This is a genomic window from Clostridia bacterium, from assembly GCA_017410375.1.
Lineage (GTDB): Bacteria > Bacillota > Clostridia > RGIG6154 > RGIG6154 > RGIG6154.
Map to the genome: position 1 here is coordinate 1 of JAFQQW010000052.1, position 23,603 is coordinate 23,603.

The 23,603-nt window shown below is 45.0% G+C and carries 18 protein-coding genes; 3 read left to right on the forward strand and 15 right to left on the reverse strand.

Annotated features, from left to right (window positions below; all coding sequences use genetic code 11):
- Window positions 1–403: 403 nt before the first annotated feature.
- Window positions 404–2,689: an SGNH/GDSL hydrolase family protein gene (locus tag IJE10_07785; protein ID MBQ2967998.1), complete on the reverse strand. Its 2,286-nt coding sequence runs from the start codon at window positions 2,687–2,689 to the stop codon at window positions 404–406.
- A gap of 136 nt (window positions 2,690–2,825) precedes the next feature.
- Here IJE10_07785 and IJE10_07790 point away from each other — a divergent pair, with 136 nt between their 5' ends.
- A complete protein-coding gene (locus tag IJE10_07790) occupies window positions 2,826–3,617 on the forward strand; it encodes a helix-turn-helix domain-containing protein (protein ID MBQ2967999.1) in 792 nt (263 codons plus the stop codon).
- A 35-nt stretch (window positions 3,618–3,652) separates the two neighbouring features.
- Here the strand turns inward: IJE10_07790 and IJE10_07795 are convergent, their stop codons facing one another.
- The 10 genes from IJE10_07795 to IJE10_07840 all read right to left on the reverse strand — a co-directional run bounded on the left by IJE10_07795 (window position 3,653) and on the right by IJE10_07840 (window position 16,370).
- On the reverse strand, window positions 3,653–5,821 hold the full coding sequence (locus IJE10_07795; protein ID MBQ2968000.1) for an S-layer homology domain-containing protein: 2,169 nt from the start codon (window positions 5,819–5,821) through the stop codon (window positions 3,653–3,655).
- A gap of 204 nt (window positions 5,822–6,025) precedes the next feature.
- The gene (locus IJE10_07800; protein MBQ2968001.1) at window positions 6,026–6,856 is read right to left on the reverse strand and encodes a class II fructose-bisphosphate aldolase; all 831 of its coding nucleotides are present in this window, start codon (window positions 6,854–6,856) and stop codon (window positions 6,026–6,028) included.
- 10 nt (window positions 6,857–6,866) lie between these two features.
- On the reverse strand, window positions 6,867–7,403 hold the full coding sequence (locus tag IJE10_07805) for a D-lyxose/D-mannose family sugar isomerase (GenBank protein MBQ2968002.1): 537 nt from the start codon (window positions 7,401–7,403) through the stop codon (window positions 6,867–6,869).
- On the reverse strand, window positions 7,400–8,614 hold the full coding sequence (locus IJE10_07810; GenBank protein MBQ2968003.1) for a helix-turn-helix domain-containing protein: 1,215 nt from the start codon (window positions 8,612–8,614) through the stop codon (window positions 7,400–7,402). Before IJE10_07810 ends, IJE10_07805 begins: the two co-directional genes overlap by 4 nt.
- Window positions 8,615–8,750: 136 nt before the next feature.
- Complete coding sequence (locus IJE10_07815) at window positions 8,751–11,219, reverse strand: alpha-mannosidase (protein MBQ2968004.1); 2,469 nt, start codon at window positions 11,217–11,219, stop codon at window positions 8,751–8,753.
- Between the two features lie 374 nt (window positions 11,220–11,593).
- Complete coding sequence (locus tag IJE10_07820; protein MBQ2968005.1) at window positions 11,594–12,121, reverse strand: adaptor protein MecA; 528 nt, start codon at window positions 12,119–12,121, stop codon at window positions 11,594–11,596.
- Between the two features lie 104 nt (window positions 12,122–12,225).
- Window positions 12,226–13,764 (reverse strand): VTT domain-containing protein, encoded by a 1,539-nt coding sequence (locus tag IJE10_07825; GenBank protein MBQ2968006.1) that lies wholly within the window; start codon window positions 13,762–13,764, stop codon window positions 12,226–12,228.
- A 114-nt stretch (window positions 13,765–13,878) separates the two neighbouring features.
- Complete coding sequence (fliB, locus tag IJE10_07830) at window positions 13,879–14,745, reverse strand: flagellin lysine-N-methylase (GenBank protein ID MBQ2968007.1); 867 nt, start codon at window positions 14,743–14,745, stop codon at window positions 13,879–13,881.
- Between the two features lie 88 nt (window positions 14,746–14,833).
- The gene (locus tag IJE10_07835) at window positions 14,834–15,502 is read right to left on the reverse strand and encodes a manganese catalase family protein (GenBank protein MBQ2968008.1); all 669 of its coding nucleotides are present in this window, start codon (window positions 15,500–15,502) and stop codon (window positions 14,834–14,836) included.
- A gap of 46 nt (window positions 15,503–15,548) precedes the next feature.
- A complete protein-coding gene (locus IJE10_07840) occupies window positions 15,549–16,370 on the reverse strand; it encodes a helix-turn-helix transcriptional regulator (GenBank protein MBQ2968009.1) in 822 nt (273 codons plus the stop codon).
- Window positions 16,371–16,500: 130 nt separating this feature from the next.
- Between IJE10_07840 and IJE10_07845 the strand changes: the two genes are divergently transcribed.
- Window positions 16,501–17,817, forward strand: coding sequence for an alpha-glucosidase/alpha-galactosidase (locus IJE10_07845; GenBank protein MBQ2968010.1), 1,317 nt, complete (start codon window positions 16,501–16,503; stop codon window positions 17,815–17,817).
- Window positions 17,818–18,206: 389 nt separating this feature from the next.
- Entirely contained in the window at window positions 18,207–19,571 is a 1,365-nt protein-coding gene (locus tag IJE10_07850; GenBank protein MBQ2968011.1) for an MATE family efflux transporter, read from the forward strand.
- A 34-nt stretch (window positions 19,572–19,605) separates the two neighbouring features.
- On the opposite strand, the gene IJE10_07855 is transcribed toward IJE10_07850, so the two are convergent.
- From IJE10_07855 to IJE10_07870, 4 genes are all read right to left on the reverse strand, one after another.
- Complete coding sequence (locus IJE10_07855; GenBank protein MBQ2968012.1) at window positions 19,606–20,484, reverse strand: nucleoside hydrolase; 879 nt, start codon at window positions 20,482–20,484, stop codon at window positions 19,606–19,608.
- Window positions 20,485–20,486: 2 nt separating this feature from the next.
- Window positions 20,487–22,184 carry a hypothetical protein gene (locus tag IJE10_07860; GenBank protein ID MBQ2968013.1) on the reverse strand — a complete coding sequence of 566 codons (1,698 nt, stop codon included), beginning with the start codon at window positions 22,182–22,184 and terminating at the stop codon, window positions 20,487–20,489.
- Window positions 22,185–22,312: 128 nt separating this feature from the next.
- The gene (locus tag IJE10_07865; protein ID MBQ2968014.1) at window positions 22,313–23,086 is read right to left on the reverse strand and encodes an AAC(3) family N-acetyltransferase; all 774 of its coding nucleotides are present in this window, start codon (window positions 23,084–23,086) and stop codon (window positions 22,313–22,315) included.
- Window positions 23,087–23,408: 322 nt separating this feature from the next.
- The coding region (locus IJE10_07870; protein MBQ2968015.1) for a hypothetical protein at window positions 23,409–23,603 on the reverse strand (195 nt) is incomplete at its 5' end.

Genomic DNA, 23,603 nt, shown 5'->3' on the forward strand with positions numbered 1-23,603 from the left:
GCTGTTCCAACAAAATATACTTTTTCTCCAACTCTTTGCACACAGTCCTCTGAGATGTATTTATGAAGCTCATCAAGCAGGTTTTCGGAGACAACCACTTCGTAAAAATATTTTATAATGTCTTTGTTGCTCATTGCACACCTCCTTCGTCAAATTCTTTTTTTTCTAACTCTTTCTACTTATATAGACTTGGAAATTAGAAAAATGTTCCAATTTCTGACTATATTATAACATACTTTCACTCATTTGTCACGATACAGAGATAAATTTAACAAAATTGTTAACTTAACAAACCTTATGCATAATTATATTTAAAATTGTATATTTTTGTTTACCAATACTCATGTAGGACAGAGACTATAAAAAAGCAGAGCCTTTAAATCAGGCTCTGCAAATTCTATTGTCAATATGCTAAAATTTCACCATCGCTGACCAGCCGTCCGACATACAGCTCGTTTTTCTGATACAGCGTATCATTCGGATTCTTGTTCTGCAACGCAGATTTATCGGGCATGGTGCTGTCTAACTCAAAGGTTACGACATGCTCGCCATAGGGAAGTGCATCAATATAATAAATCTGATGTCTCGGCTTTGAATCGTAGTTGCAGTAAAGACGCATCACCTTATCCTGCGGTACGCCGTCTACCGTTACCTTTACCTGTCCCGAATACTGACCGCCCGCTTCAAACAAGCCTACCGTACAGCCTTTAAACTTTACGGTAACCTTGGCGCCTGCTGTAGCTGTACCTTTCATACCAACCGGGAAAATTTTCTTAAAGGTGGTCACATAACCGCCCGTATAGGGATAATTTGTACCGTAGTTGCTTCCGCTTCCGTCATTTAAGCAGTCAAACCAGCTACCCTCAAACTTTACTTTGTCAAAATCAGAAAAACCGACACTGCTTGCCTTTTCCCAGTTATCGCTGTTGATGGCAGTCGGCATGGTGTGTGCTTTTTCGGTCACACCAACTTCACGCATGGCAATCAGGCTCCTTACCACCGCACCGCCTGCAAGCTGACCGCCGTTTTCGGTGGGATGAATGCCATCCTTGGCATACAGAACTTTACCGTCCTGTTGATTGCCCGAAAGGGTAAGCTTTCCTTCGTCATAATAATCCACCACCTGCGGACCAAAGCTTGCCGACGGCACACCGTAATGCTCTGCAATCTTTTCAAATCGCTTGATGTTGGACGGCAAATCGCCCGATTTATAGGTCTGATACCAGTCTGCATGCATGGTGTTCACCATCACAATATCAATACTCGGGTCAAAGGCACGGATTTTACGGAACATGCCCTCCATCTGCGGATCTGTACCGCCGTTTCCGCCGTATTCAATGAAAATGATGTCAGGCTTCAACGGGAAAACGTCGTTACTTAAGCGAATCACACCCACTTCTGTTCCCGTACCCGAAAGACCGATGTTATGGTCATTAAAAGTCACATTCGGGTAAGTGGCACGGAAATAACGCAAAAGGCTTCCGCACCAGGTGTACCCTTGGGTTACACTACCGCCGATAAAGGCAAGGGTTACTTCTTCGCCCTTTTCCACCTTTGCCCAGAAATTGGGCGCACCGTTCCGAATATTGAATTCCCCTGCATGGGTTTCGTCTAATCTCCAATCGTCCTTTGCCACCGTGCCGTAGTCCTCCCCGCCATAATCAGGAACTGCAAAATCAGGGTCCTGATACGCAAAGCTTACCGTATCCACCAACGGTTCAATGCCCTTTTCAACGTTAAACAGAAAAACCTTTCCGTTTGTCCATGGCTCGGTCGGCTCAAATACAACCTCTAATTTTTTGGTTGCCGTGTATGCCTCTAAGGCAAAATCCTGACTGCAGACATCCACCATTTTACCCGATGCATTGTATGCCACCACATACGCCTTTGCTTTGGTGATAGGCGTTTGTGTCATATTACTGATACAAAAAGAGGTGTTTACCCCTGCCGAAAACAAATCCTTTACAAAAATGCCTTCGGGCACAGAAACGGTTACGGTCAGCACACCTGTATAAGCCTTGCCTACCGTAAACAAATCCTTAGAAAAGGTTTCGCCGTCCTCTACGGTCAACACCGCTTCGGTTTCTTTCAGTTCAACCGATTCGATGCGGTTGTTTAAGGTAAGACTCAATGCTTTGTCTGTGTTATGCTCTAAAATGCCCGTGATGGTTGCGCCCTTAAGGTCTGCGGCTTTTAAATCCGCAGGAATTTCCGAAACAGGCACCACAAGACGCGCATATTTTGCGTTACCGCCCCGCAGGAAAGTTACCTGAAATGAACGGGAACCTTTCGGAACCTCCGGCTTATCCGGTATCGTCACGGTTAATTTGCAATCGTATTTCGCCGTGCCGTCATCTATGTTGTTCACATTTACAAAATCATTGGAGGCAATCACCACAACGGTGTTTGTATCTCCCGGCTCAAAGCCGACAATCTCGCTGTCTTTCATGGTTAAATCCGTCCGTCCTGCTTCATCTGCCAGATATTTCATTTCACCGTTGATTACACCGCCGATGACGTCTGCTGCGGTAAGGTCTGCCGGAATTTCCTTGGCAGGCACCACAAGGCGCAGATTTTGTCCGCTCATGCCGATTCGGTTAACCGAAATCTCAAAGCTTTCTGCCAGACAAGGCAATACCGACAGCATAAGCAAAAGCATACATAAAAATCCAAATAGAAATTTGCGCATTTTCATCCCTCCTGCTTTTATTGTAGCACACAAATCTGAAATGTAAATGTATTTTGGCTAAGTTTTTTGTACTTTTCGGCACAAAATTATTGATTTTTTGCGTTTTTCGTGTTATTCTATGAGAGAGGTGAGAAAAATGCAAGTATCTTTTCTGGAACAACAGCCCGAAATTTTACAGATTTTAAAAATCCGCGCGGCATCTATGCAAAAAGGGGACACCTATCAGACAAACGGCAGACCGGGTGACTGCTTTATTTTTGTCATCAGCGGTCAGTCGGTATACAAAACAGACCGTACCTTTACCCTTTCTCCCGGCAGACTTTTATTTATAAAAAACGGCACGCCCTATTCCATGCGTGCCGAAACGGATTACTATTCCTATATTTTTGTAGAATTCAGATTTGCGCCTTCGCCCATTCCTTTTAAATGCGAGCTTTTCTCGGATTCGGACACAGATTTTACGCCGTTGTTCCGCAAAATGTTAGAAGCGGATGTGCAAAACAAGCCCGACAGTAAAATTGAGTGTTTAAGCCTGTTATATCAGATTTATGCCATTCTTGCAAAGCAGTACACCGCCACCGAACCCAAATCCTCGTTTAAGCATGCCCAGATTGAACGGGCTGACTATGAACTGCAGAGGCGGTATCGGGATTCGGATTTACTGCTCAGCGCCATTGCCCGCACGGTGGGCATGAGTGAAACCTATTTCAGGCGTCTTTTCCACGAAATTCACGGCATAAGCCCCATGCAGTATCTGCTGAATCTGCGCATTGACCACGCCAAAACATTGCTGACCTACCGAAAAGCAAAAATCTCGGAGGTGGCGGTAGCCTCGGGCTTTTCGGACATCTATTACTTCTCCCGCCAGTTCAAAAAGCAGACCGGACTAACCCCCACCGAGTATAAGCGCTATGTAAACTCCTACTAAAAAAGTCTGTGGCAGTTGCCACAGACTTTTTTATATTATTGTTTTACATAACGGTTTAAAATAGCAGCTGCTTCGGCACGGGTTGCTTTATGTGTACCCTTAAGGCTTTCATCTGTACCCTGCAAAATACCCTTTTCAGTTGCCCATCGCATCGCTTCTTTTGCGTACGCCGAAAGGTTTTCCGAATCCTTAAAGTTTCCCGGCGCATTTTCGCTTCCCGGACAACCTGCCACTCTCCAGAGCATGGTTATCAGCTGTTCCCTTGTGATTTCGCTTTCCGGCTCGGTGCCGTCTGAGATGTTATTTTCCTGCACATACGTCTGCACAGTGCTGTACCAGAATGCTCCCGCATTTTCAGGCAGACTCTTTTCTACACCGTTCAGTCTTGCAATCACCGTCCAGAGCATCGCACGGGTCAAACCGCTATCCGGTTCAAAGGTATCGGAAGACACCCCTTTAAGCAAGCCGTTTTTGTATGCCATTTCAATTTCGTTATAATGCCAGTCCTCTTTTTTCACATCCTTAAAGGGAAGCATCGCGGTCGGCTTTAATGCCTCTTCAGTGGCATCCGAAACACCGCTGAAACGGTTCACCTTATCACCCATCAAAAATTCTATCATTCCCGGCCCCTGCGGTGCACTTTCACCATTAAAGCCACCTGGCATAAACCCTTCGGGTGGTGTCATCCCCTCGGACATTTTGGGTCTCTGTCCCGGCTGAAAATCTTCAGGCGGTTCAAAACCCTCGGGTGGCATGACACCTTCCGGACGCTGACCATGCTCAAAACCCTCGGGTGGTACAAATCCTTCCGGTCGCGGACCTCGACCGCCACCCGGACGCATGCCTCCGTGCCCACGCAAATCAGTTCCTGTATATTGTTGCTGTGTTGCTCCGCTAAAGCCTGTTACGGTATCTTTATCATACAGGCCGTCCGTGTCGGTACCCGACACTTCGCCTCCCACATACAAATAATAGGTTTTACCCACCTCAAACTCGGGACAGCTGATTACCGCCCCCTGATAGCCTCGTTGATTTTTGTCGGTGGTTTCATCCTTTTCAGGATCGTAGGCAAACAAAACCTTCCCTTCGGTATCGGTGACAATGATTGCTTCGGTTGCATCCTGCTGAGAAGCGAACTGAATATTCATAGTAACCTGCTTGGAATCACTTTCAGTCCAGTCCATGGGTGAGCCGGTTGCCACCACGTATCCGCCGTTTACAAAAGAACCCATATCGCTATCCAATCCCGAGTCTGCCATAGGCTTTGCGATGGCAATCACCACACCGCCGTTAATCACTAAGTATCCGTTTGAATCTACGCCGTCACCCTCAGCCCCCAGACCTGCCACAATATGTACTGCGCCACCGTTTACGGTCAGCACCGATATACCGTCTTCGTTTACATTGATGCCGTCATCCTGCGACTGAATATTGATTTTACCGCCGTTTACCGTAAGGTGCATATTAGAGCCTAAGCCCTCGTTGTCCGCGATGATGTTCAAAACACCGTTGCCCTTTTCCTCACCGTCAATGTTCATGGACTGCTTAGACTGCACTGCACCGTCGTATTTGTGAAGCTTCTTTTGGTCAGGTGTATCTTTAAAGATTTTTGCCACATACGCCCCATGTACGTTATTTATACTGTCGTCTGCCACAATCAGATTGATGCCTGCCTTTGTGGTATCCTGCGTAGCAGATGCTTTGTAATTGTCGGAATCCTGTACATATGCCGTGTCGCATTCATACACATTATATATGTTAATAACAGGCGCTACAGTGCAGGTAATATCCACATGATCTAAAATGAGATTCACCACAGCTGTTTCATCGGTTTTGGCATTCTCACCAAGGTCTACTGCAATCTGCCCTTTTGACAGTGCTCCGCTTACCCGGTATGTGCCTGCCTTACGAATGGTAATCACTAAATTTTCTTTAGCTTCTTCAGCTGAAACTTTGTCCGCCTCCGTTCCCTCTCCATACACGTTTCCACTTTCGTATGTATCTTTATCTTCATAATAAATAATGTCTCTTGAAAGCGTGACCGCACCGTCTTCCCCCTCATTTAACGTTGTACCGTTCAACGAAATACCGTTGTCAGAAAGCACGAGGGTATTTTCGTTGCTTTCCGTCGCACAAGCAACCGCCGAAAAGCAAACCAATAAGATTGCAAGCAAAAAGCATGCCCATAAAACTCTTTTTTTCATATAGTTCTCTCCTTTCTTTATCCTGATTCTACCATAAAAATGTGATAAATTTATGTAAATTTACAAAAAACTGTGCGAAAATTACACAGCTTTCCTCAACGTTTTTACCTTTTTCATCCGACTTTGCCTGAACCCCATTACAAGGATGCCTTTTTTTTCAATAATAAAAAAGACATCTTTTAAAAAGATGTCTTTTTCGTTTCTTTATCCTCGGTTTACAGAACCGAACAGCTCCATTTTACGGATAACCGCTTTTTTAATGTTTTCTACTTTCGCATCGCGGATTTCCAAATACGGCTTGCCTGCATTTGCAATCATGGCTTCCTGACCGGCTACGCAAAGGTCTGTAAAAATGTTCACTTTTGCAATACCGCTTGCGATGGTATTCTTAAAATCGTCATCCGAAAGACCCGAACCGCCGTGCAAAACAAGTGGTGTATCCAAAGCCGCACGGATTGCCTTTAAGCGTTCGATATCCAGCTTGGGCTTTGATTTATACGCACCGTGTGCCGTACCGATGGCAATCGCCAGCGCATCTACGCCGGTTTCTTGCACAAAGCTTACCGCTTCTTCGGGAGTGGTGTACATATCGCTTGCTTCGTTGTCACCGGAAGATGCCTGACCCACATGCCCGATTTCGCCTTCTACGCTAACCCCCATGGAATGGCAGATTTTAACCATTTCGCGAGTTGCCCTTAAATTTTCTTCCAGGTCACCTGCAGAGCCGTCAAACATCACGCTGGAAAAGCCGAGCTTTAACGCTTCAATGCAACGGTCAAAGGTTAAGCCGTGGTCATAATGCACCACAACCGGAACGGATGCACGTTTTGCTGCATGGATGATGGACGGCGCGATTAACTGTAATTCACCGCTGGGCAACAGCACCTCTGCCGTACCGATAATGACAGGAGATTTTGTGCTTTCCGCCGCTTCGATTACTGCCTGGAGCATATCGGTATCGGTGGTATTAAAAAGGCCAACACCGTAATGGTTTTTCTGGGCATCTTTTAAAACATCATTTAAATTTACTAACATTTTCTACACCTCATTCTTCAATTTTGGGTTCTCTGACAAGACGAGGATCGGTAAATACATCCGTTTCGTCTGTGCTTCTTGTGGAAAATTCCGAAATGACAGCACCATCTTTTCCTGCCTGGAACCAATGGAAGGTTTCGGGCATGATGGTATACTGTTCACCCGGATTCAAAATCACTTCATGGAAAAAGGACACGTCCGTGGGCGGAATTTTAGCTTGAATATCCTCCCTTTTACCTTCGCCCTCTACATAAAGATAAACTTTACCGTAGCGACAGCGGAAGGTTTCCTCCTTGCCCTGCATACCGTTTGTAGGCACATGCTTGTGCTCGGGACAGGTCTGGAAAGGTGTCAGCACCATTTCTTTCGCACACACTCTTTGGGTATTGATATAGGTTAAAATCTGAAGACCCACCTCATCAATCTGATTCAGACCCAAATCTGCTACTTCGATTCTTTCTTTTTCCGCATCAGTCAAAGCGATACCTGCTTTTTCGTAATAACAGAGCGCTTCTTTTACTTTTCTCTCATAATCTGCACGCTTCATACCTTTTTCCTCCCGTATTTTTTGCTGATTTTGTCAATCTCGGTTTTGGGCTTCATGCCGTCAACGGAGTTTGCCGCAAACAAGTTACATGCCGCAGCGGATGCCGCAAATTCTAAAATCTCCTCATCTGTGTAGCCATTGTATAAACCGTACAAGCAACCTGCACAATAGGCATCGCCCGCACCGACACTGCCCTTGATTTCCTCTTTCGGAATTTCTAAAGAGGGCATTTGCGTAAACCGACCGCTTTTTACGTCCAGCGCAAAGCCGATTTCTTTACAATGTACAATCACCTTATCCGAAACGCCATGCTCGGCACACTTTTGCATAGCCAGCTTAACGGCACTTTTGTCTAAATTGCCTGATTCATCGTATGCAGGAATATCAAAAATGGCACAGCATTCAATTTCGTTGATTATCAGATAATTACAATGCTTTAACGCGGGAATGATTTTTTCTGCATAACCGCCCTCGTTGCTGCTGACCACATCCACCGAGGTTTTGATGCCTCTGCTTTGTACATCCTTTAAAAGACCTGCCATAACGGTGCCGTATTTCTCGTTTTCAGCATCCATGGCATCTAAAAGCAGAATATAACCAATATGGAAAATATCGCATTCTAAGCTTTTCACCTGCACATCGCCAGGCACAAAGTTGATGTTTGCGCCCTTCTGATGGAAAAAGGTTCTCTCTCCGGAGGGCACCGACATCACATCGCTGTAACCCGTTGGCTCCTTGGCATCTAAGACCACCCGGTCGGTGTTTACGCCGTTAATCTGAAGCTGTGACAAAACATACCGTCCGTTTTCATCATTACCGAGTCTGCCCGATGCATACACCGGAAGACTTCTGTCGATTTTTGCAAGGTCGATTGCCACATTCGGCACACAACCGCCTACCGCTCTGGAGGATTCGGAAATGTACGCAAGCATCCCGGGCTTGGGAAAAGATTCAATGTTTTTCACCACATCCACCAGCATATTTCCTGCAACGGTAATGCCTTTTTTCTGTCCGTTCATCAGATAGTCCACCGATACCCCAAAAAGATTTGCCAGTACCGGGAAATGCTCAATATCCGGATACCCTTGTCCGTTTTCCCATTTGGAAACCGCCTTGTTGCTCACATTTAACCGCTCTGCAAGCTCCTGCTGGGTAAGCCCCTGCATTTTGCGAAGTCTTGCAATATTTTCGCCAATCAAAATCGCGTCCATCTGTCCCCCACCTTTCTTTATCTTTATTGTATCATTTTTTTCAAGTGCGGTAAACCCACAAAAAGACGAAATTTTAAGATTTTTTCAAAGAAAAAGTCTACTTTCCGTAGACTTTTCCATGTATTATGTTCTATTTTTAATTCAAAAGTCCTTCTAAAAGGTCGGTTTCTTTGATACCGTCTGCCGAAAGGAAGAAGGTTTTGATTTCAAAGGGGCCAAATTTTATTTTCTCCTGTTTTCCTGCGTAACCAAGGGTTGCAGAGGTTTCCATTTCAGTAGAGTTAAACAAGCGCACCGCATAACCGTTTCCTTTTTCTGCCCTTTTAAATGCATTTACCGTTACAGCATTCCCCGAAAGAGTTAAGGGACTTTCGGGCTTTTCGCCTGTGCCCGTGGGATAGAACGAAAGTGCCATGGGCTTCATATTAAAGCTTTGGGCAATACGTGCCGCGTTTTCTAAAATGTCAGCCTTTGCACCCACATCAAAGCGGAACGAGAAATCCCGTTCACCCTGCTCAATATAGGGCATATAACGATCCTGCTTCATAACCTCACGGTCACCAACCGGATGTGCCGTATAGCCGGGCGAACGAAGCAAAGTGATATACAACGTGCCTTTATCATAAGAAGACCCGTACACACCGTTGTTGGATGCAAGCAACGCCTTTTCGTCATCACAAAGTGCGATGTATTTCTGCGACACGTTTTCTTTCAAACCGTCTTTTAAAACCTCTCTGCCGTAAGCATGCTCGCCAAGACAGGTATCTGCAAAACCGGAGGGCACTCTTAATTTCACCATTTTCTGCTTTTCGTCCCAGATGATACGGATGTCTACCTTCAAACCGCCGTCTTTGGAGAGAATGTATTTGACCACCGCTCTTGCACTGTTATAGCCAAATAACGCCTCAATTACGGTGCGCACATCTCCGCTTTCAATCACATGAACCGGCTCAATTTCCTGCTTCACGCAACAAAAGCTTTGGGCTTCCTTTGCGGTAAGCAGACGGAATTCTCCTATCTTATCCGGAAAAGCAGTTACCTTCATTGCCCAGGGGTCAAAGTTATCCGCATACACCTCAAGTGCCATGGCATCCTTTGCAAGATAGGCTTTGCCATTTCTTACATAACTGTCCAAAAGACCTGTTTTGCGGTTTAGCGAAATTTCGGTTTCCGCTGTCTTAAATACATAGTGGGTCGCATTGCTGTCACAAACCTTTAAAGGTGCTTCGGGAATGACTGAAAAGGCACAGTCAAAGCGGTTTAACTGCATGGGTTTTAAGGTTGCATGGAACGCAATTTTTTTGCGCCACTCCATCGCGATATTACTTTCTTCCTTTTCACATTGCACCGGGACAACATTCCCCTCTTCATCAAAAAGCTGCGGTGCCATGAAGCCCGGATCCAAATACTGGTCCCAGAGCATGAATTCACAGGTAAAATCGTCTTCTATTTCATAAGGATAGGGATTATACAAAAATACAGGAATTTTGTCCGCATCCGCCTTTTTCTGCCCCGATGCCAGTGCAAAGAATGCTTTTGCCTTGATACGGCTTAAAATCTCGATGGCATGGTCGGCAAGACGGACCCCCATTTCTTCTGCCGACTGAATGGATGAGCCGGGCAAAATATCATGGAACTGAATAAGCAGAATGTCGTACAAGGCTTTCAGCAGTTCCTCTTCGGGATAGTCCATCAAGCCTGCATTTGCCGCATGGGCACACATGGTTTCGGTTAAGAAATATGTATTTTCTGCAAGACGGTATTTTTGCTTTACCCGTACCTGACTGGTATAACAGCCAACCATCATGGGATTTAAGCTTTCTCTCCATTCGGGGAGATTGCGTTTTGCTTTTACTTCTTCCAAAAATGCATCGGGAGTGGTGTGCACAAGTTCAACATCGCTTCGCTCGTTGTTCAAAGCTTCAATATCGTCTAAATCCTTCTTTGAAGGACCACCACCGTGGTTACCGATACCCCAGAAACAAAGGAAGAAATCGTCTTCTTCGCAAAGGTCGATATATTCTTGTATTTTATAGATGGCTTTGCCCTTTAAGGAGTTGTAACTGCCGTGCAGGCGAATGCCCACAACCTCCGAGCCGTCGTAGCCAACCCACTTGAATTCGGGTGCAGGCACTTCCATAAAGCCTCTGCCCCGCACGGGACGCATAAAAAGATAGCCCTCATACCCGGTCTTTTTTAAGATTTGCACCAATCCGCGGGAATGTCCGAAGGGGTCTACATTGATTGCCGTTTTCGGCACAACGCCAAACTTTTCCAAAAAATATTTTCTGCCCCATTGAATCTGGCGCACAAAGGCTTCGCCCGAGGGCATGTTGCAGTCCGGCTGTAAAAACCAACCGCCCATAATATTCCACTTACCTCTTTTAACCAATTCACGGATGCGCTCGAATAAGGGCATGTCATATTCTTCAATCCACTGATACAAAAGTGCTTCGTTGTGACAGAACACAAATCTATCATATTCTTCGCAGAAATCCGCCGCAATACGGAAGGTAGACAGCGCCTCTGCCGCGCCTTCCTCCCATTCCCACTGCCACACGGGGTCTAAGTGGGCGTTGCATACCAAATGTAATTTCTTAGCCATGCAAATCTCTCCTCTCTTTTTTAAATGTATCACACTCTTTTCACCGTGTCAAGCAAAAGGATAAAAAAAATCCCTGGTTGAATACCAACCAGGTCAAAAAAAAGATAGGGATGAATATATAAAAAAGATATTAGCGAGTTTTAAGGTAGCCGTTGTCTTTTCCTTGTTGCCTCTTCCTGACTACATTTAGAATTATAAACCCTTATTATGAACACAGTTTAAACATTATATGAAATTTCTTCCTTTTTTTCGAAAATTTGTCAAAAAAATGCGAAATTGTTTTCAATCCCTTTTATATAGCCAAAAATATTTTAAGAAAATTTTATTATTTTTCTATTTTTCTTCTCTTTTTTTGTGATTCTTCTTTTATTTTTTTATTTTCCGAACTGTTTTGTGAACAAATCTACACAATTTTGCATACAAATACTTTGCCCGTATTCCGATAAAACCGCCTCGGAAACCGCAAAGGGGGCGCAAACCTTATCTGCAAATTCGGCAAGCAGACAGGTGCAGGCGCTCTCCCGGCAGGTTTTGAGACACAAATAATACTTTCCTTCATATAAATACAGCTTACTATCACCTTCAAAACAGTCAGACAGTGCCACACAGCAGGCAATCAAGTCCTCCGCGTCCGAAAAAACCGCCTGCACCTCCGAAACAGCATTCCGACAAAGGCTGATTAACAAATCGCCGTCTGCAATGGGAAACAGCTCCACCTCCAAAGGCGTGTTTTTAATGGGAAAATGCGCGCTCTCCCCTACACTTTCCAGCATGCTTTTAAGCTCTTCCTGAAAAGCTTTCCCATCCTCAAACAGCTTATGTATATCTATATGTCTTGCGCTAAGCTCCCGATCGGTCAGGTACACATTCAGCCGGTCGCGGTTTACAAAATAAATCTCCATAAAGCACTTCCCTCCTTGCCTCTATTATATCTTATGCAGAGCCGAAAGAAAATGCAAAATTATTACCGCAAAAAGCAAATTCTTCTAAAAAAGAATCTGCGTACTTACACAGATTCTCTTTTATTTCTTTTATTCGTTTTTTTAAAGCAAAACATCAAGCCCAATGCGCCCACAACCATGGTGACTGCAAAAACCACCGTAGACAACACATAGTTTTGCTGTGCCAATGCTGCACCGCAGGTGGTAATAACCAAAATCGCAGGAATGCGCGCTATGGTCGTAACCAGCAAAAACGGTCCTGTCTTTACCGGCAGAAAACTTACAAAGTATGTGATGGCATCTTTCGGCACGATGGGAATTAAGTATAAGAAAAACAACATCCAGTGCAATCGTTTTGAGCTTTGCAGTACATGTAAAAATTTTAAATTCTTAACCGAGAAGAATTTTTCAATCACCCGCGTGCCGTACCGTTTAATCAGCCAAAGCACCAAAAATGTCCCTAAAATATTTCCGATTAAGCAATACACCATGCCAAGCACAGCACCCCAGGCATAGCCTGCACCAATCTCCATAGGCGCTGCCGGCACAACCTTAACGACCGTCTGCACCGTTCGGATTAAAATAAACACCACTTCGTCAAAATAGCCAAATTTATCCATCCACCTTTTAAAGGTAACCGGCTCCTGAATTGCCTGCACCATTTCCTTGCCGAAAAAGGTGTAGAGCAACAAACACAGCATAACCACCACAAAGGAGGTGCGGAGCATAATCTTTTGCTGTTTGTTCAGCCGTATGATATTGCGGATGGCTTTTGCCTGATTTTTAAGTGTACCGCGGGTTGCCTCGCCCGTTTTTTCCACCGGTGGATAAAACACATTCAAAAAGCCGTCATAGCCCGTAAGCCAGGGCTTGTATTTTCCGTTATAATGCACAATTGCCGTGTTTTCCTTTACCCATTGTAAATCCAGACTGCCCCGATGGATACGCAACGTTTTTTCATCCAGATTGTAAATGGTTTCATCGATATAAACCGTCTTTTTGTCAAACAGAATATTGATTAAATCCTGATCTCCAAACAAAAGCTGTTGCAAATGCTTTTCCAAGGTTTCTAAAATATTTTCCACCGTAAAATCCTCGCGGATGGCTTTCAGATTCATCAAAAGCACGCCCGAATTAATATAGCGGGGCTGTTTGATACCAAGACGCAGGCGGTTCATTAAGTTCAGCGCACCCTTAAGATGCCCTGCCGCCGCCACATAATTTTCGGATAAATCCGTATTATAAAGCGACATCAGATTTTTCATCACAAAAATATCCGGGTCTAAGTACAGACATTTTTCTACCGTTTCAGGCAGGTACTGAAATGCCAGAACCCGATAAAAGGATTCTTCCGGAAGCCGTTCCAGCACAGGGGTATCCTTAAACCAGCTTTGGGTGATGCGTACGCTGTGAATATGAATGTTGGAAAACTCCGTCAGTTCATTTTCAAGATAAGCAATATCCTCCTGCTCTAGCGAAGAATGTGCAACATAAACCTCTGTTTCGTTTGTCCGATGCACCGCTCCGAAGGAACAAAGCATGGTCGAAAGCGGTTTTAAATATTTTTTGTCAATGGTCACAAGCAGATTCATTGTATTTCCCACATTCTCACCCCTTTACTTTATCCTATTCCTTCTTGTCGGAAATCATGTTCTTTTACCATTATATACGAAAAAAATCTTTTTTTCAACTCTTTTCGCTAAAAAACATTTTTTACCTCATTCCGAAAGCGCCTCAAGAATTTCTTCGGTGTTTTGCTCGGAATATTCAATCTCTGCCGAATACATCCGCGCAATGTCCCCGAACGCATTTTCAGTTCCCGCAAAAATGTCACAAACCACCTTTGTACTCAGTGCACAAAAAAGAATGCGTTCTAAATATCTGCCGTCCTCTAAAGCACCAGACAGATGCCGATACAAAAAATACACCAACAACTGTTCCGCCTGAAGTTGAGGCACCGTTCTTTTTTTGTCTTTGCCCAGAGCTTCCACACATGCATCCCATGCGCTGTCCAGCCTCTCCAAGCGCAAAAACATTTCTTTCCAATTACGGTCAGGCAGCGCCACACCGCAACGGGCTAAAATATTTTCCATTCGCTCTTCTACCGAAAATTCTCTGTTTTGTGCCATGCCAATCAGTTCGGCACGCAAGAAAAAAAACGCCTGCTCACGCTTGGAAAGTGCGCTTATATCCGGCATTTCAAACTGTGTTTTTTCTTTCCGATTCAATACCAGGTCACACACTGCCTCACAGCAAAGCCCCAGCCCCATTTCGGTATGGGTCTGATAGTCATGGCGAAACCGCGGATGGTCGGTACAAATCTGTCCGATGGCATCCTCACCGTACTTTAAAATCACATCACACAAGTTATCCGCGTTCAGAAACGGACATCTGCCATCCTGCTGTTGTATAATGCAGGGGACACCGTCCTTTGTTGCCACATGCTTTTTAAGTACTTCCTCTTTACAGTAACGGGCAAATGTCGCCTCATCCAGAACAATTTCCCAGCCGACGCAACAGCTGTGCTGACACGCGCCTGCTATACATTGAAACGCAGAATAATAATCGGGTGTATAGATTTTCACATCGCATCCCTCCGATTGTATTGTACTGGGTTTTGCAAATTTTGTCAACAGTAATAAAAAGGACTGTAAATAATTACAGTCCTTTTTATTATTTAAATACAGGCTTTTCCACCTCTGTTTTTTTGAACGGATTGTCATTGGGTGAGGGTTCGGACAGGCTGAAATACATTTTCGCAGCCTTGGTCGTACCGAAATCCCGATTAGACCCACTATTTTGCACCTTGTTAAATGCTTCACGGAACATGGCGTTGTGTGCCTCCTCCCGATTCAGCAAAAAGTCAATGGTTTCTCTAACCTTTTTGTCCTCAATCTGGCGGTAAAGATATTCATACGTTACCTTCGCCCGCTGTTCGGATGCAATATTAGACAGCAAATCTGCACACAAATCCCCGGTCACCGTCACATAATCAGCTGTCCAGGAATAGCCCGAGGCGTTAATCAACCCGGGATTTAAGCCAATCTGGACATGCGTCTGTATTTCACCTGCCGGCACCTTGGTCACATCCACATCATGTCCGTTCAGCAAACAGATGGTCTGCCCAATCATTTCCATATGGCTCAATTCTTCTGCCGCGATATCCAGAAACAAATCCTTGATTTCCGCATCCTTAATGCGAAAGCTTTGGGACATATACTGCATCGCCGCCTTAAGCTCTCCGTTTCCACCGCCTAACTGTTCCTGCAACAGTGCCGCATATTGCGGATTCGGTTTTTCAATTCCCACTGGGTGAAACAGCATTTTTTCGTGTTTAAACATTTATATCAAGCCTCCTTTGTTTATAGGATGCCCTTTTTTCAAATGCTTATACCCGATATCTGTGTTTAAATTCCGTAGGCGACATACCCTTTTGCTTTTTAAACAGCCGTGACAAATAAAGCGCATCCGGAAAGCCTGTGACACTTGCAATTTCAGCTACCGTCATGTCCGAATAGGTCAGAAGATACTGCACCCGGTCAAGCTTTAAGCGTAAAATATACCGATGGGGCGAAACATCCATAATTTGTTTAAACAGATGTGAAAACCGCGTTTCGCTTATTCCGCAAAGCTTCGCATAATAGTCGTTGGAATAATTTTTTGTATAATGGGTATTCATGTATGCCAAAGCAGGTGCAATGCGTTTATCGGTATGCAGGGTTTCGGTATTGTTTTTCCCTGCCAATGCGCAAAACTGCACCAAAAACGAAATACAAAGCAAGTTTTTACTTCGGGGCTGAAAATGGCTGACCATACGCTCTAACAATTGAATCAGTGTGCTGTCTAAGCCCACATGAAACACCTGATTTGCCAAAAAGCCTGCAGATTCCAGCAAATCCTCTGCGCCCGTCCCCGAAAAATGTATCCAGCACGAACAGCTTTCGCCCTGAACGCCATGGCTGTATAGCTGTTTTTCAAAGGGACGGTACAGCAATAAATCTCCTGCATGAAGTGCCACGTCTCCGATCTTTGTTTCCGCCACCACACAGCCCTTTGTCACATACAAAAAATGATAATCCTGTCTGCCGTTGGTACGCAGAACGGTATACCGTTCTGTCCCGTTTCGCTGAAACCCACAACTGTTAATTTGCAGAAAATGCCCGGAGGCAAAATTGGTCTGATCCACAAATTCCTTTACTTCAATCCGCAACCCGCTCACCGCCTTTTGTTTATTGTAGCACAAAATGACAGTTTTGTCCATATAAAAAACGGTTTTATGTATAGAAACATCATACTTTCAGCGTTATACTAAAGACAGAAATGAAACGGAGGTTTTCAAAATGAAAAAATTTGCATTAATCGGTGCAGGCAGTCTGCAGTTTACCTCAAGTCTTGTGCGCGATCTTTTAACATTCCCTGCTTTTAAAGAAACCGAATTTGCTCTGATGGATGTAAACGAAGCAAATTTAAAGAGCATTACAGAGGTTTGCGAAAAAATCATCACCGAAATGGGGTGTCCGAACTGTAAAATCACGCCCACCACAGACCGTGCGACCGCTTTAAAGGATGCAGACGGCGTGCTTTGCACCGTTTTCAACGGAGATGTGGACATCTGGCAACACGAAATTATCATTCCAAAAAAATACGGCATTGACATGAATGTGGGCGATACCCGAAGTGTAGCAGGCATTTTCAGAGCCTTGCGCAACATTCCGCTCATGCTGGATATCTGCAAAGACATTGAATGCTACTGTCCCAACGCGGTGTTTTTAAACTACACCAACCCCATGGCAATCCTTTGCGGTGCCATGCAAAAATATGCTAATGTGGAGGTTACGGGACTTTGCCACAGCGTACAGGGCACCATTAAGATGCTTAGCGAATGGTTAGGCGTTCCGGTGGAAGAAGTTGTTTACAAATGCATGGGCATCAACCATATGGCATTTTACACGGAGCTTTCCCATAAGGGCGAAGACTTATATCCGCGCCTGTATAAACTGATTTCGGAAAACAGAGAGGTGTATGACAGAGAACAGGTGCGCAACGAAATGTTCTTAAAGCTTGGCTACTACACCACCGAATCCAGCGGACACCACTCGGAATACAACCAATGGTTCAGAAAACGCCCCGACCTGATTGAAAAATACTGCACCCACGGCACCGGCTGGAATCCGGGCGAGCACGCCTATTCCTTAAAGCTACGTCAGGCGCGCAAGGCAAATCCGAGGAAGCAGTACGAGGATTTCTTAGCAAAACCCGTTGACAAAAACAAAAGTGTCGAATATGCGGCAGATGTGTTTAATGCCCGCATCGGCGACGGAAAGCCCTTCCTCTTTAACGGCAATGTACTAAACAACGGTTCCATTCCAAATCTTCCCAATGATGCATGCGTGGAAGTCCCTGTGGTTGCCGACCGTATGGGCTTTAAAACCACCATTGCAGGTCCTTTGCCCGCCCACCTTGCCATTATGGTCAACAACACCGCGCGTATTGAATCGCTGGTCATTGAAGCCGCAATGCAAAAGAGCCGCGAAATGGTTTATCAGGCAATGTATATGGATCCCCTTTCCTCTGCCGTTTGCTCTATGGAAGAAATCCGACAAATGTGCGACGAGATTTTTGCCATGAATACCGATTACTTAGGTGATTATAAATAATACAAGAAAAGGGAATGTAAAAAAAGTCCGGATCGCAAAAACGCGAGTATAAAGACAAACAAAGTTTGTGCAAACTTACGAGAAAGATACAAAATGAAGAAAACGCGCAAAATTTTGCGCGTTTTCTTTTGATAAATGCGTTTTTGCTATGAACAAACTTCGCCTCTCGACGTACCTTTGTACGCCTTCGGGTAACCCCAAACCGCGTTGTAACGCGGTTTGGGCTCAGTTTGTCCATTCCAAACATTTTTTCCTATTCCCTAAAAAAGGGGCTGTAATAAAATTACAACCCCTTTTCACATATTTTTCACATGCAAAATATTGATTTCTTTCCTTATTTATGATAAAATAGTTAAGTTGTTTTACAAAAGTTGAAAGAGAGGTATTTTATGCGCAATTTATTCGCACCCACCGACATGACTGTCGGAACACCCTGGAAAAGCATTCTGGCATTTTCCATACCCATGCTGATTGGCAACATTGCCCAACAGCTTTACAGCACGGTAGACAGCATTGTGGTGGGTCACTATATCGGGGACAACGCATTAGCCGCGGTCGGCAGTGTGCTTCCCATTTTAAATATGCTTTTGGTTTTGTTCATCGGCATTTCTGCCGGGGCAACCATTATGGCCTCCCAGTATTTTGGTGCAAGGGACAGACAAAATCTTTCGATAACGGTGGGAAACTGTATTACGGTTACTGCCATTTGCTGTCTGTTTCTGATGGTTGTCACACCATTTTTTATCCGTCCGATTTTATCCCTTTTAAATACCCCAAAAGCGATATTTGACGACTGTGCAAACTATCTGCTTATTTCCATGTTGGGCATTGCCGGCATGGCGTACTATAACATTTTAAGCGGTATCATCCGCGGTCTGGGCGACTCGGTTGCCGCTCTTGTTTATCTGCTGGTTGCAACCGCCATCAACATTGTGCTTGACATTTTGTTTGTAAAACACATGGGGGTTGCAGGCGTTGCTTTGGCAACAATTATTGCCCAGTTTGTTTCTTCCCTGTTATGTCTTAGAAAGCTTTCGAAAATGCGCGAATTTTTCGATTTGAATTCAGACGTTCTAAAGCTTCGCAAGAAAAGTGTAATCACGTTGATTAAGCTGGGACTTCCCTCGGGACTAACCCAGGCAATCATGTCCTCTGCCATGATTGTGGTGCAGGCATTAACCAACCAGTTCGGCGAGCAGTTTATTGCCGCAAACGTTGTGGTTATGCGTGTGGACGGCTTTGCCATGATGCCAAACCTTTCGTTCGGCACAACCATGACCACTTATGCAGGACAGAATATCGGTGCCAAAAAATACGACCGCTTAAACGTCGGTGCAAGACATGGTCTGATTATTTCGGTGCTTTGCTCGTCGCTGATTACCGGTATCATTTTAATCTTCGGCAAATACTTAATGGGTGCCTTTACCGAAACAAAAGCGCTTGTGGATTTAAGTGTACATCTGATGCAAATCTTAGCGGCAGGCTACATCGCCATGGCAGTAACCCAGAGCCTGTCGGGTGTTATGCGCGGTGCAGGTGATACCGTAACCCCTATGTGGATCTCGCTCCTGACCACCGTTTGTGCCCGTATTCCGCTGGCATACGGCATCTCCTACTTAACAAGAACCCCTGAACTGCCCTTAGGACATCAGGAATGCATCCAGATTTCTCTGCTTTGCACCTGGATTTTAGGCGCGGTGCTGACCACCATCTTCTATTTAAAAGGTAACTGGAAAAAGAAAGCAATCATATAAAAATAAGGCAAGAACTTTCGTTCTTGCCTTATTTTTATTTTGTAGTCAATTCAAAGTAATGTTCAAAGAATGCTTCAGGCTTTACAGTGTCTGCCACAAAATGGCAGCCGTCCCCCTCTTCAAAATAGGTTCTGCCCTTCAAACCGTCCTTTTCACCGATACCGGTCAAATCCACCGTCACAGTTCCTTGCTTGAAGGTGCACAAATCCTCAAACAGCACGGTTGCCGCTAAGGGGTCGTGGAAGGTGGATATCTCGCTGTTCCGGAACCACACCTCCGAAAAATCCTTTACGGGTTTTAGCACGTCCGAGGTAAACTTTTCTGCGAAATCTGCGGTTTTCATGGTGACCTTTCGGGTAACGTCCAGGCCGATAAGACGCATTTTTACGCCCGACTGCAACACAATTTTTGCGGCATACGGGTCGCAACGGATGTTCCATTCCGCAAACTTTTCCGGTTGGAAAAATTCACCGCCCATGATAACCAGTTCCTTTAACTTCTTTACCGTTTCAGGATAGCTTGCACAAAGGAGTGCCACATTGGTAAGCGGTCCTATGGCAAGCAACACCACCTCACCCGGATACTTTTCAATCGTTTCTCTTAAAAACTCAATGGCGGAATAAGGCTCAAAATCGGTATCGTGTTCCCAAAACTCCAGCTTTTCCTTTTGCCCTGCCCGGGGCTGATAGTTTTTGGAGCAAAGAGGCTTGTCTGCACCGGGATGCAACGGCACTTTTTTGCCTGCGGCACGTAGGATAACGCTTGCAAGCATCGCACGCTCCACCGCTTCGCCCGAAACGGTGGTAATGCCTAACAAATCGCACTTTTCCTGGCACAAAAGATAGGCTAAGCACTCCGAATCGTCAATATCGGTACCGATGTCTGTGTCTAAAATTACTTTTGTCTTTTCCATAATTATTTTCTTGCCTTTCCAAGTTTAATTTTAACTGTCACTTTATCTTTACCGCTTACCTTTGCGCCCTTGTAATAACCGCTTCGGTTTGCGTAAACTGCATCTGTAATTTCCATTTTATTTCTGGAGCTGTAACGGGCAAAGCACCCTTTATAAAGCACTTCAACCTTGTTTTTGGTGCCCCACATTTCGGTGTGGGTTGCACCGTCAAACATAAACAACGGGAATACAATCTCTAAATTACCCTTACCCTCTGCAGTAATTTCCACGCCGTTTTTGCTTACCTTACAGATTAAATCATATTCCTTGTCCTTTGCCTTGCAATGCATGGTAAAGGCAGAGTAGGTATCGGTGGAAATGATGTCTTTAAAGGTGTGCTTGGTTTCATCCTCATAGCCGTATACAAAACCCTTTTTGGTTTCGATACCGCCACAGATAGAGAATTTCGAGGGATTTTTGATATCGATATGATAGTGTGCAACCTCCTGCAGATTCATGGGTACTGTAAGACCCAGCGCCGAGGGAACGCCCTTTTTATGGATTCTGCCGATACCGCTTGCATCATACCAACCGTCACCGTCAGTATCGCCCTGCACCAGATACGAGCCAAATTTCGCAAAGGCTCTGTGGAAATATTTAGAGGTTTCAAAGGCATAGTTTTCGGTTTCGGTCACGGTAGGCAATTCCTTGATACCATCGTCTGCAAAGCAGTAGGCTAAAATCGCCCAGGAGCCTGCGGTTACCATGTATTTGTCAAAATACGCATACTCTTCGCAACCGAATTTGGTTTCGGTGGGGAAGAAATTTTTCACATGATGAATGGGGGTTTCGGCAAGCCACATATTCACATTGTCAATGGCAAGTCTTGCCGCGCGTTTGAATTTACCTGCGCGTTCCAAATCACCTTTTTTCTTGAAATAGGTTGCGTAATATTCGCAAAGTGCCGCAAAAAAGGTTTCGTTATGTAAGAACTGCTGGCTTCTGCCACCGTAAGGAATTTCACCCGTTACAGACTGCAGTTTCAAAGTCAGGTCGGCAGATTTTACAAGCTGTTTTTCAAGCTTTTTGGCATGATCGCCGTCAAAGCCGAAAAAGAGTGCCGCCGCAAGCTGGAGGCGGGTTACCGCGTCGTATACCATGGGTTCTCTGGGGTCGCGGTACATACCATTTTGGTCAAAGGAAAGCAATTGGGATGCAACCTGATTATCAATAAACGCACTTTCATCACCGATGCCTGCAAATTTACGAAGCTGTTCACTTGCCGCACCGAACGCCGCCCAATTGCCGATTCTTACAGGCGGAACGCTTGCAATGTCTTTATAGGTTGTATAGGGGTCGATTTTCGCAAGCTCTGCACGCCATCTTTTGGTGTAGCTTTCGGGGAAAATTTTAGCTTTTTCCAGTTCTAAAATGGTAATGGTAATTTCCTTTACCGAAAAATCGTTACCTGTTCTGCCGCCGTTTTTGCCAAGGCATACAGGAAGCTCGGCACAGCACAAATCCATCATGCCAACGAACGCATCTTTCATTTCTATCTTTTTGCCGTGGGCAAGCAGAAAACCTAAGTTTGCCACCACTCTGGGATAGCCATGCTCTTCAATACTGTTTTTGCGAACCGTTTCGGTGTAAGCACGGATGTGTTCTAAGGTATAAGCACCAAACACCTTTTCAATGACATCTACATATTGTTTTTTTCTCATACCGATTCCTCCAATCGTTATCCTATACCCAAAGTATACCATAAGCCATGCCTTGTGTAAACCTTAAAAAACGATACTTGAGGTTTGTTTTTCGAAACAAATTATTGTTTTTCATTCTGCACCCTTTTTCAGATTTTGGTTTTGTTTACAAAATAATAGGGATCTTCCAATAATTTCTTGTGTCCTTTCTCCACTATTGCCGAAGCGGAAAACAGATAACTTTCCGCCTCAAGCACCCTGCCGTGGCTGTACTCGCCCTCGTCCAAAAGGTTTAGAATGCGCGAATACACCTGACCATACCTATACCCCTCTTTTTCAAAGCTGTGACGGATTGCGGTCTGATGCATTTCGGCTTCCCCGTTCCGCAAAATATACTCGATTGGTTTTTCACGGTCAAAAAGGTATGGCGGCTCAGCCGTTTCCTCTACACCGTGCATAATGGTCAGGTGGTCGGGACTGCACCCCAGCATCAGAATCTTACCGCCCATTTCGGCAAGCTTCATGATAGGCGAATTTTTGCCCACGGGGGTTAAATCCTTTTCGTGGTCTTTGACAAGTGTTTCCGCATGCTTACCCAAAACACAAACCGAGTGCGTCGCGTGCATACTGCGGACATACCCATTCACATGCGTTCTGAAATATTCGGGAAGATAGCCCACGCAGGAAGGCGTTTTGTCGCGATCAAATACGGGGTGTTCATAATCCACACTATTCCAGGAAAAGCCGGGTACAAGCAAAGTGCCTTCCTCACCCAGCAATTCAACAATCGCATCAAAAATGCCCTGTGCACCCTCTTCCACTTCGCCTAACGCCTTATAAGAAAAATGTATCATCACCGCATCGCCGGGACAAACACCCAGCACACGCAAATCTTTTTTTAACTGTTCCTTCCTGTATGCCATATCATCGCCTCCGCTTTTATTATAGCTTTTCACGCGCCAAAAAGCAATACTTTTTTGGCGTTTCATATGATACGAATATATTTTTGTGTAGTTTGGCTATATAAGAAAAGACACCTTACGGTGTCTTTTTGTTTGGTGTTTTTGGATACTCTGCGCTTCGTCATCCTGCGAGCGACCCGGTCGCTTGCGTAGGCTTTCCTTGCTCGAGACTTTGGCACTCTGCAAAACCTGTCGCGGTTTTGCAGGTGCGTCGACGAACCACTCGGCTCCGCCGACATGGTTCAAATAATCCACCCTCTCCCACGCAAACAAAAAAGACACCTTACGGTGTCTTTCTGTTTGGTGGCTTTTGGATACTCTGCGCTTCGTCATCCTGCGAGCGACCCGGTCGCTTGCGCAGGCTTTCCTTGCTCGAGACTTTGGCACTCTGCAAAACCTGTCGCGGTTTTGCAGGTGCGTCGACGAACCACTCGGCTCCGCCGACATGGTTCAAATAATCCACCCTCTCCCACGCAAA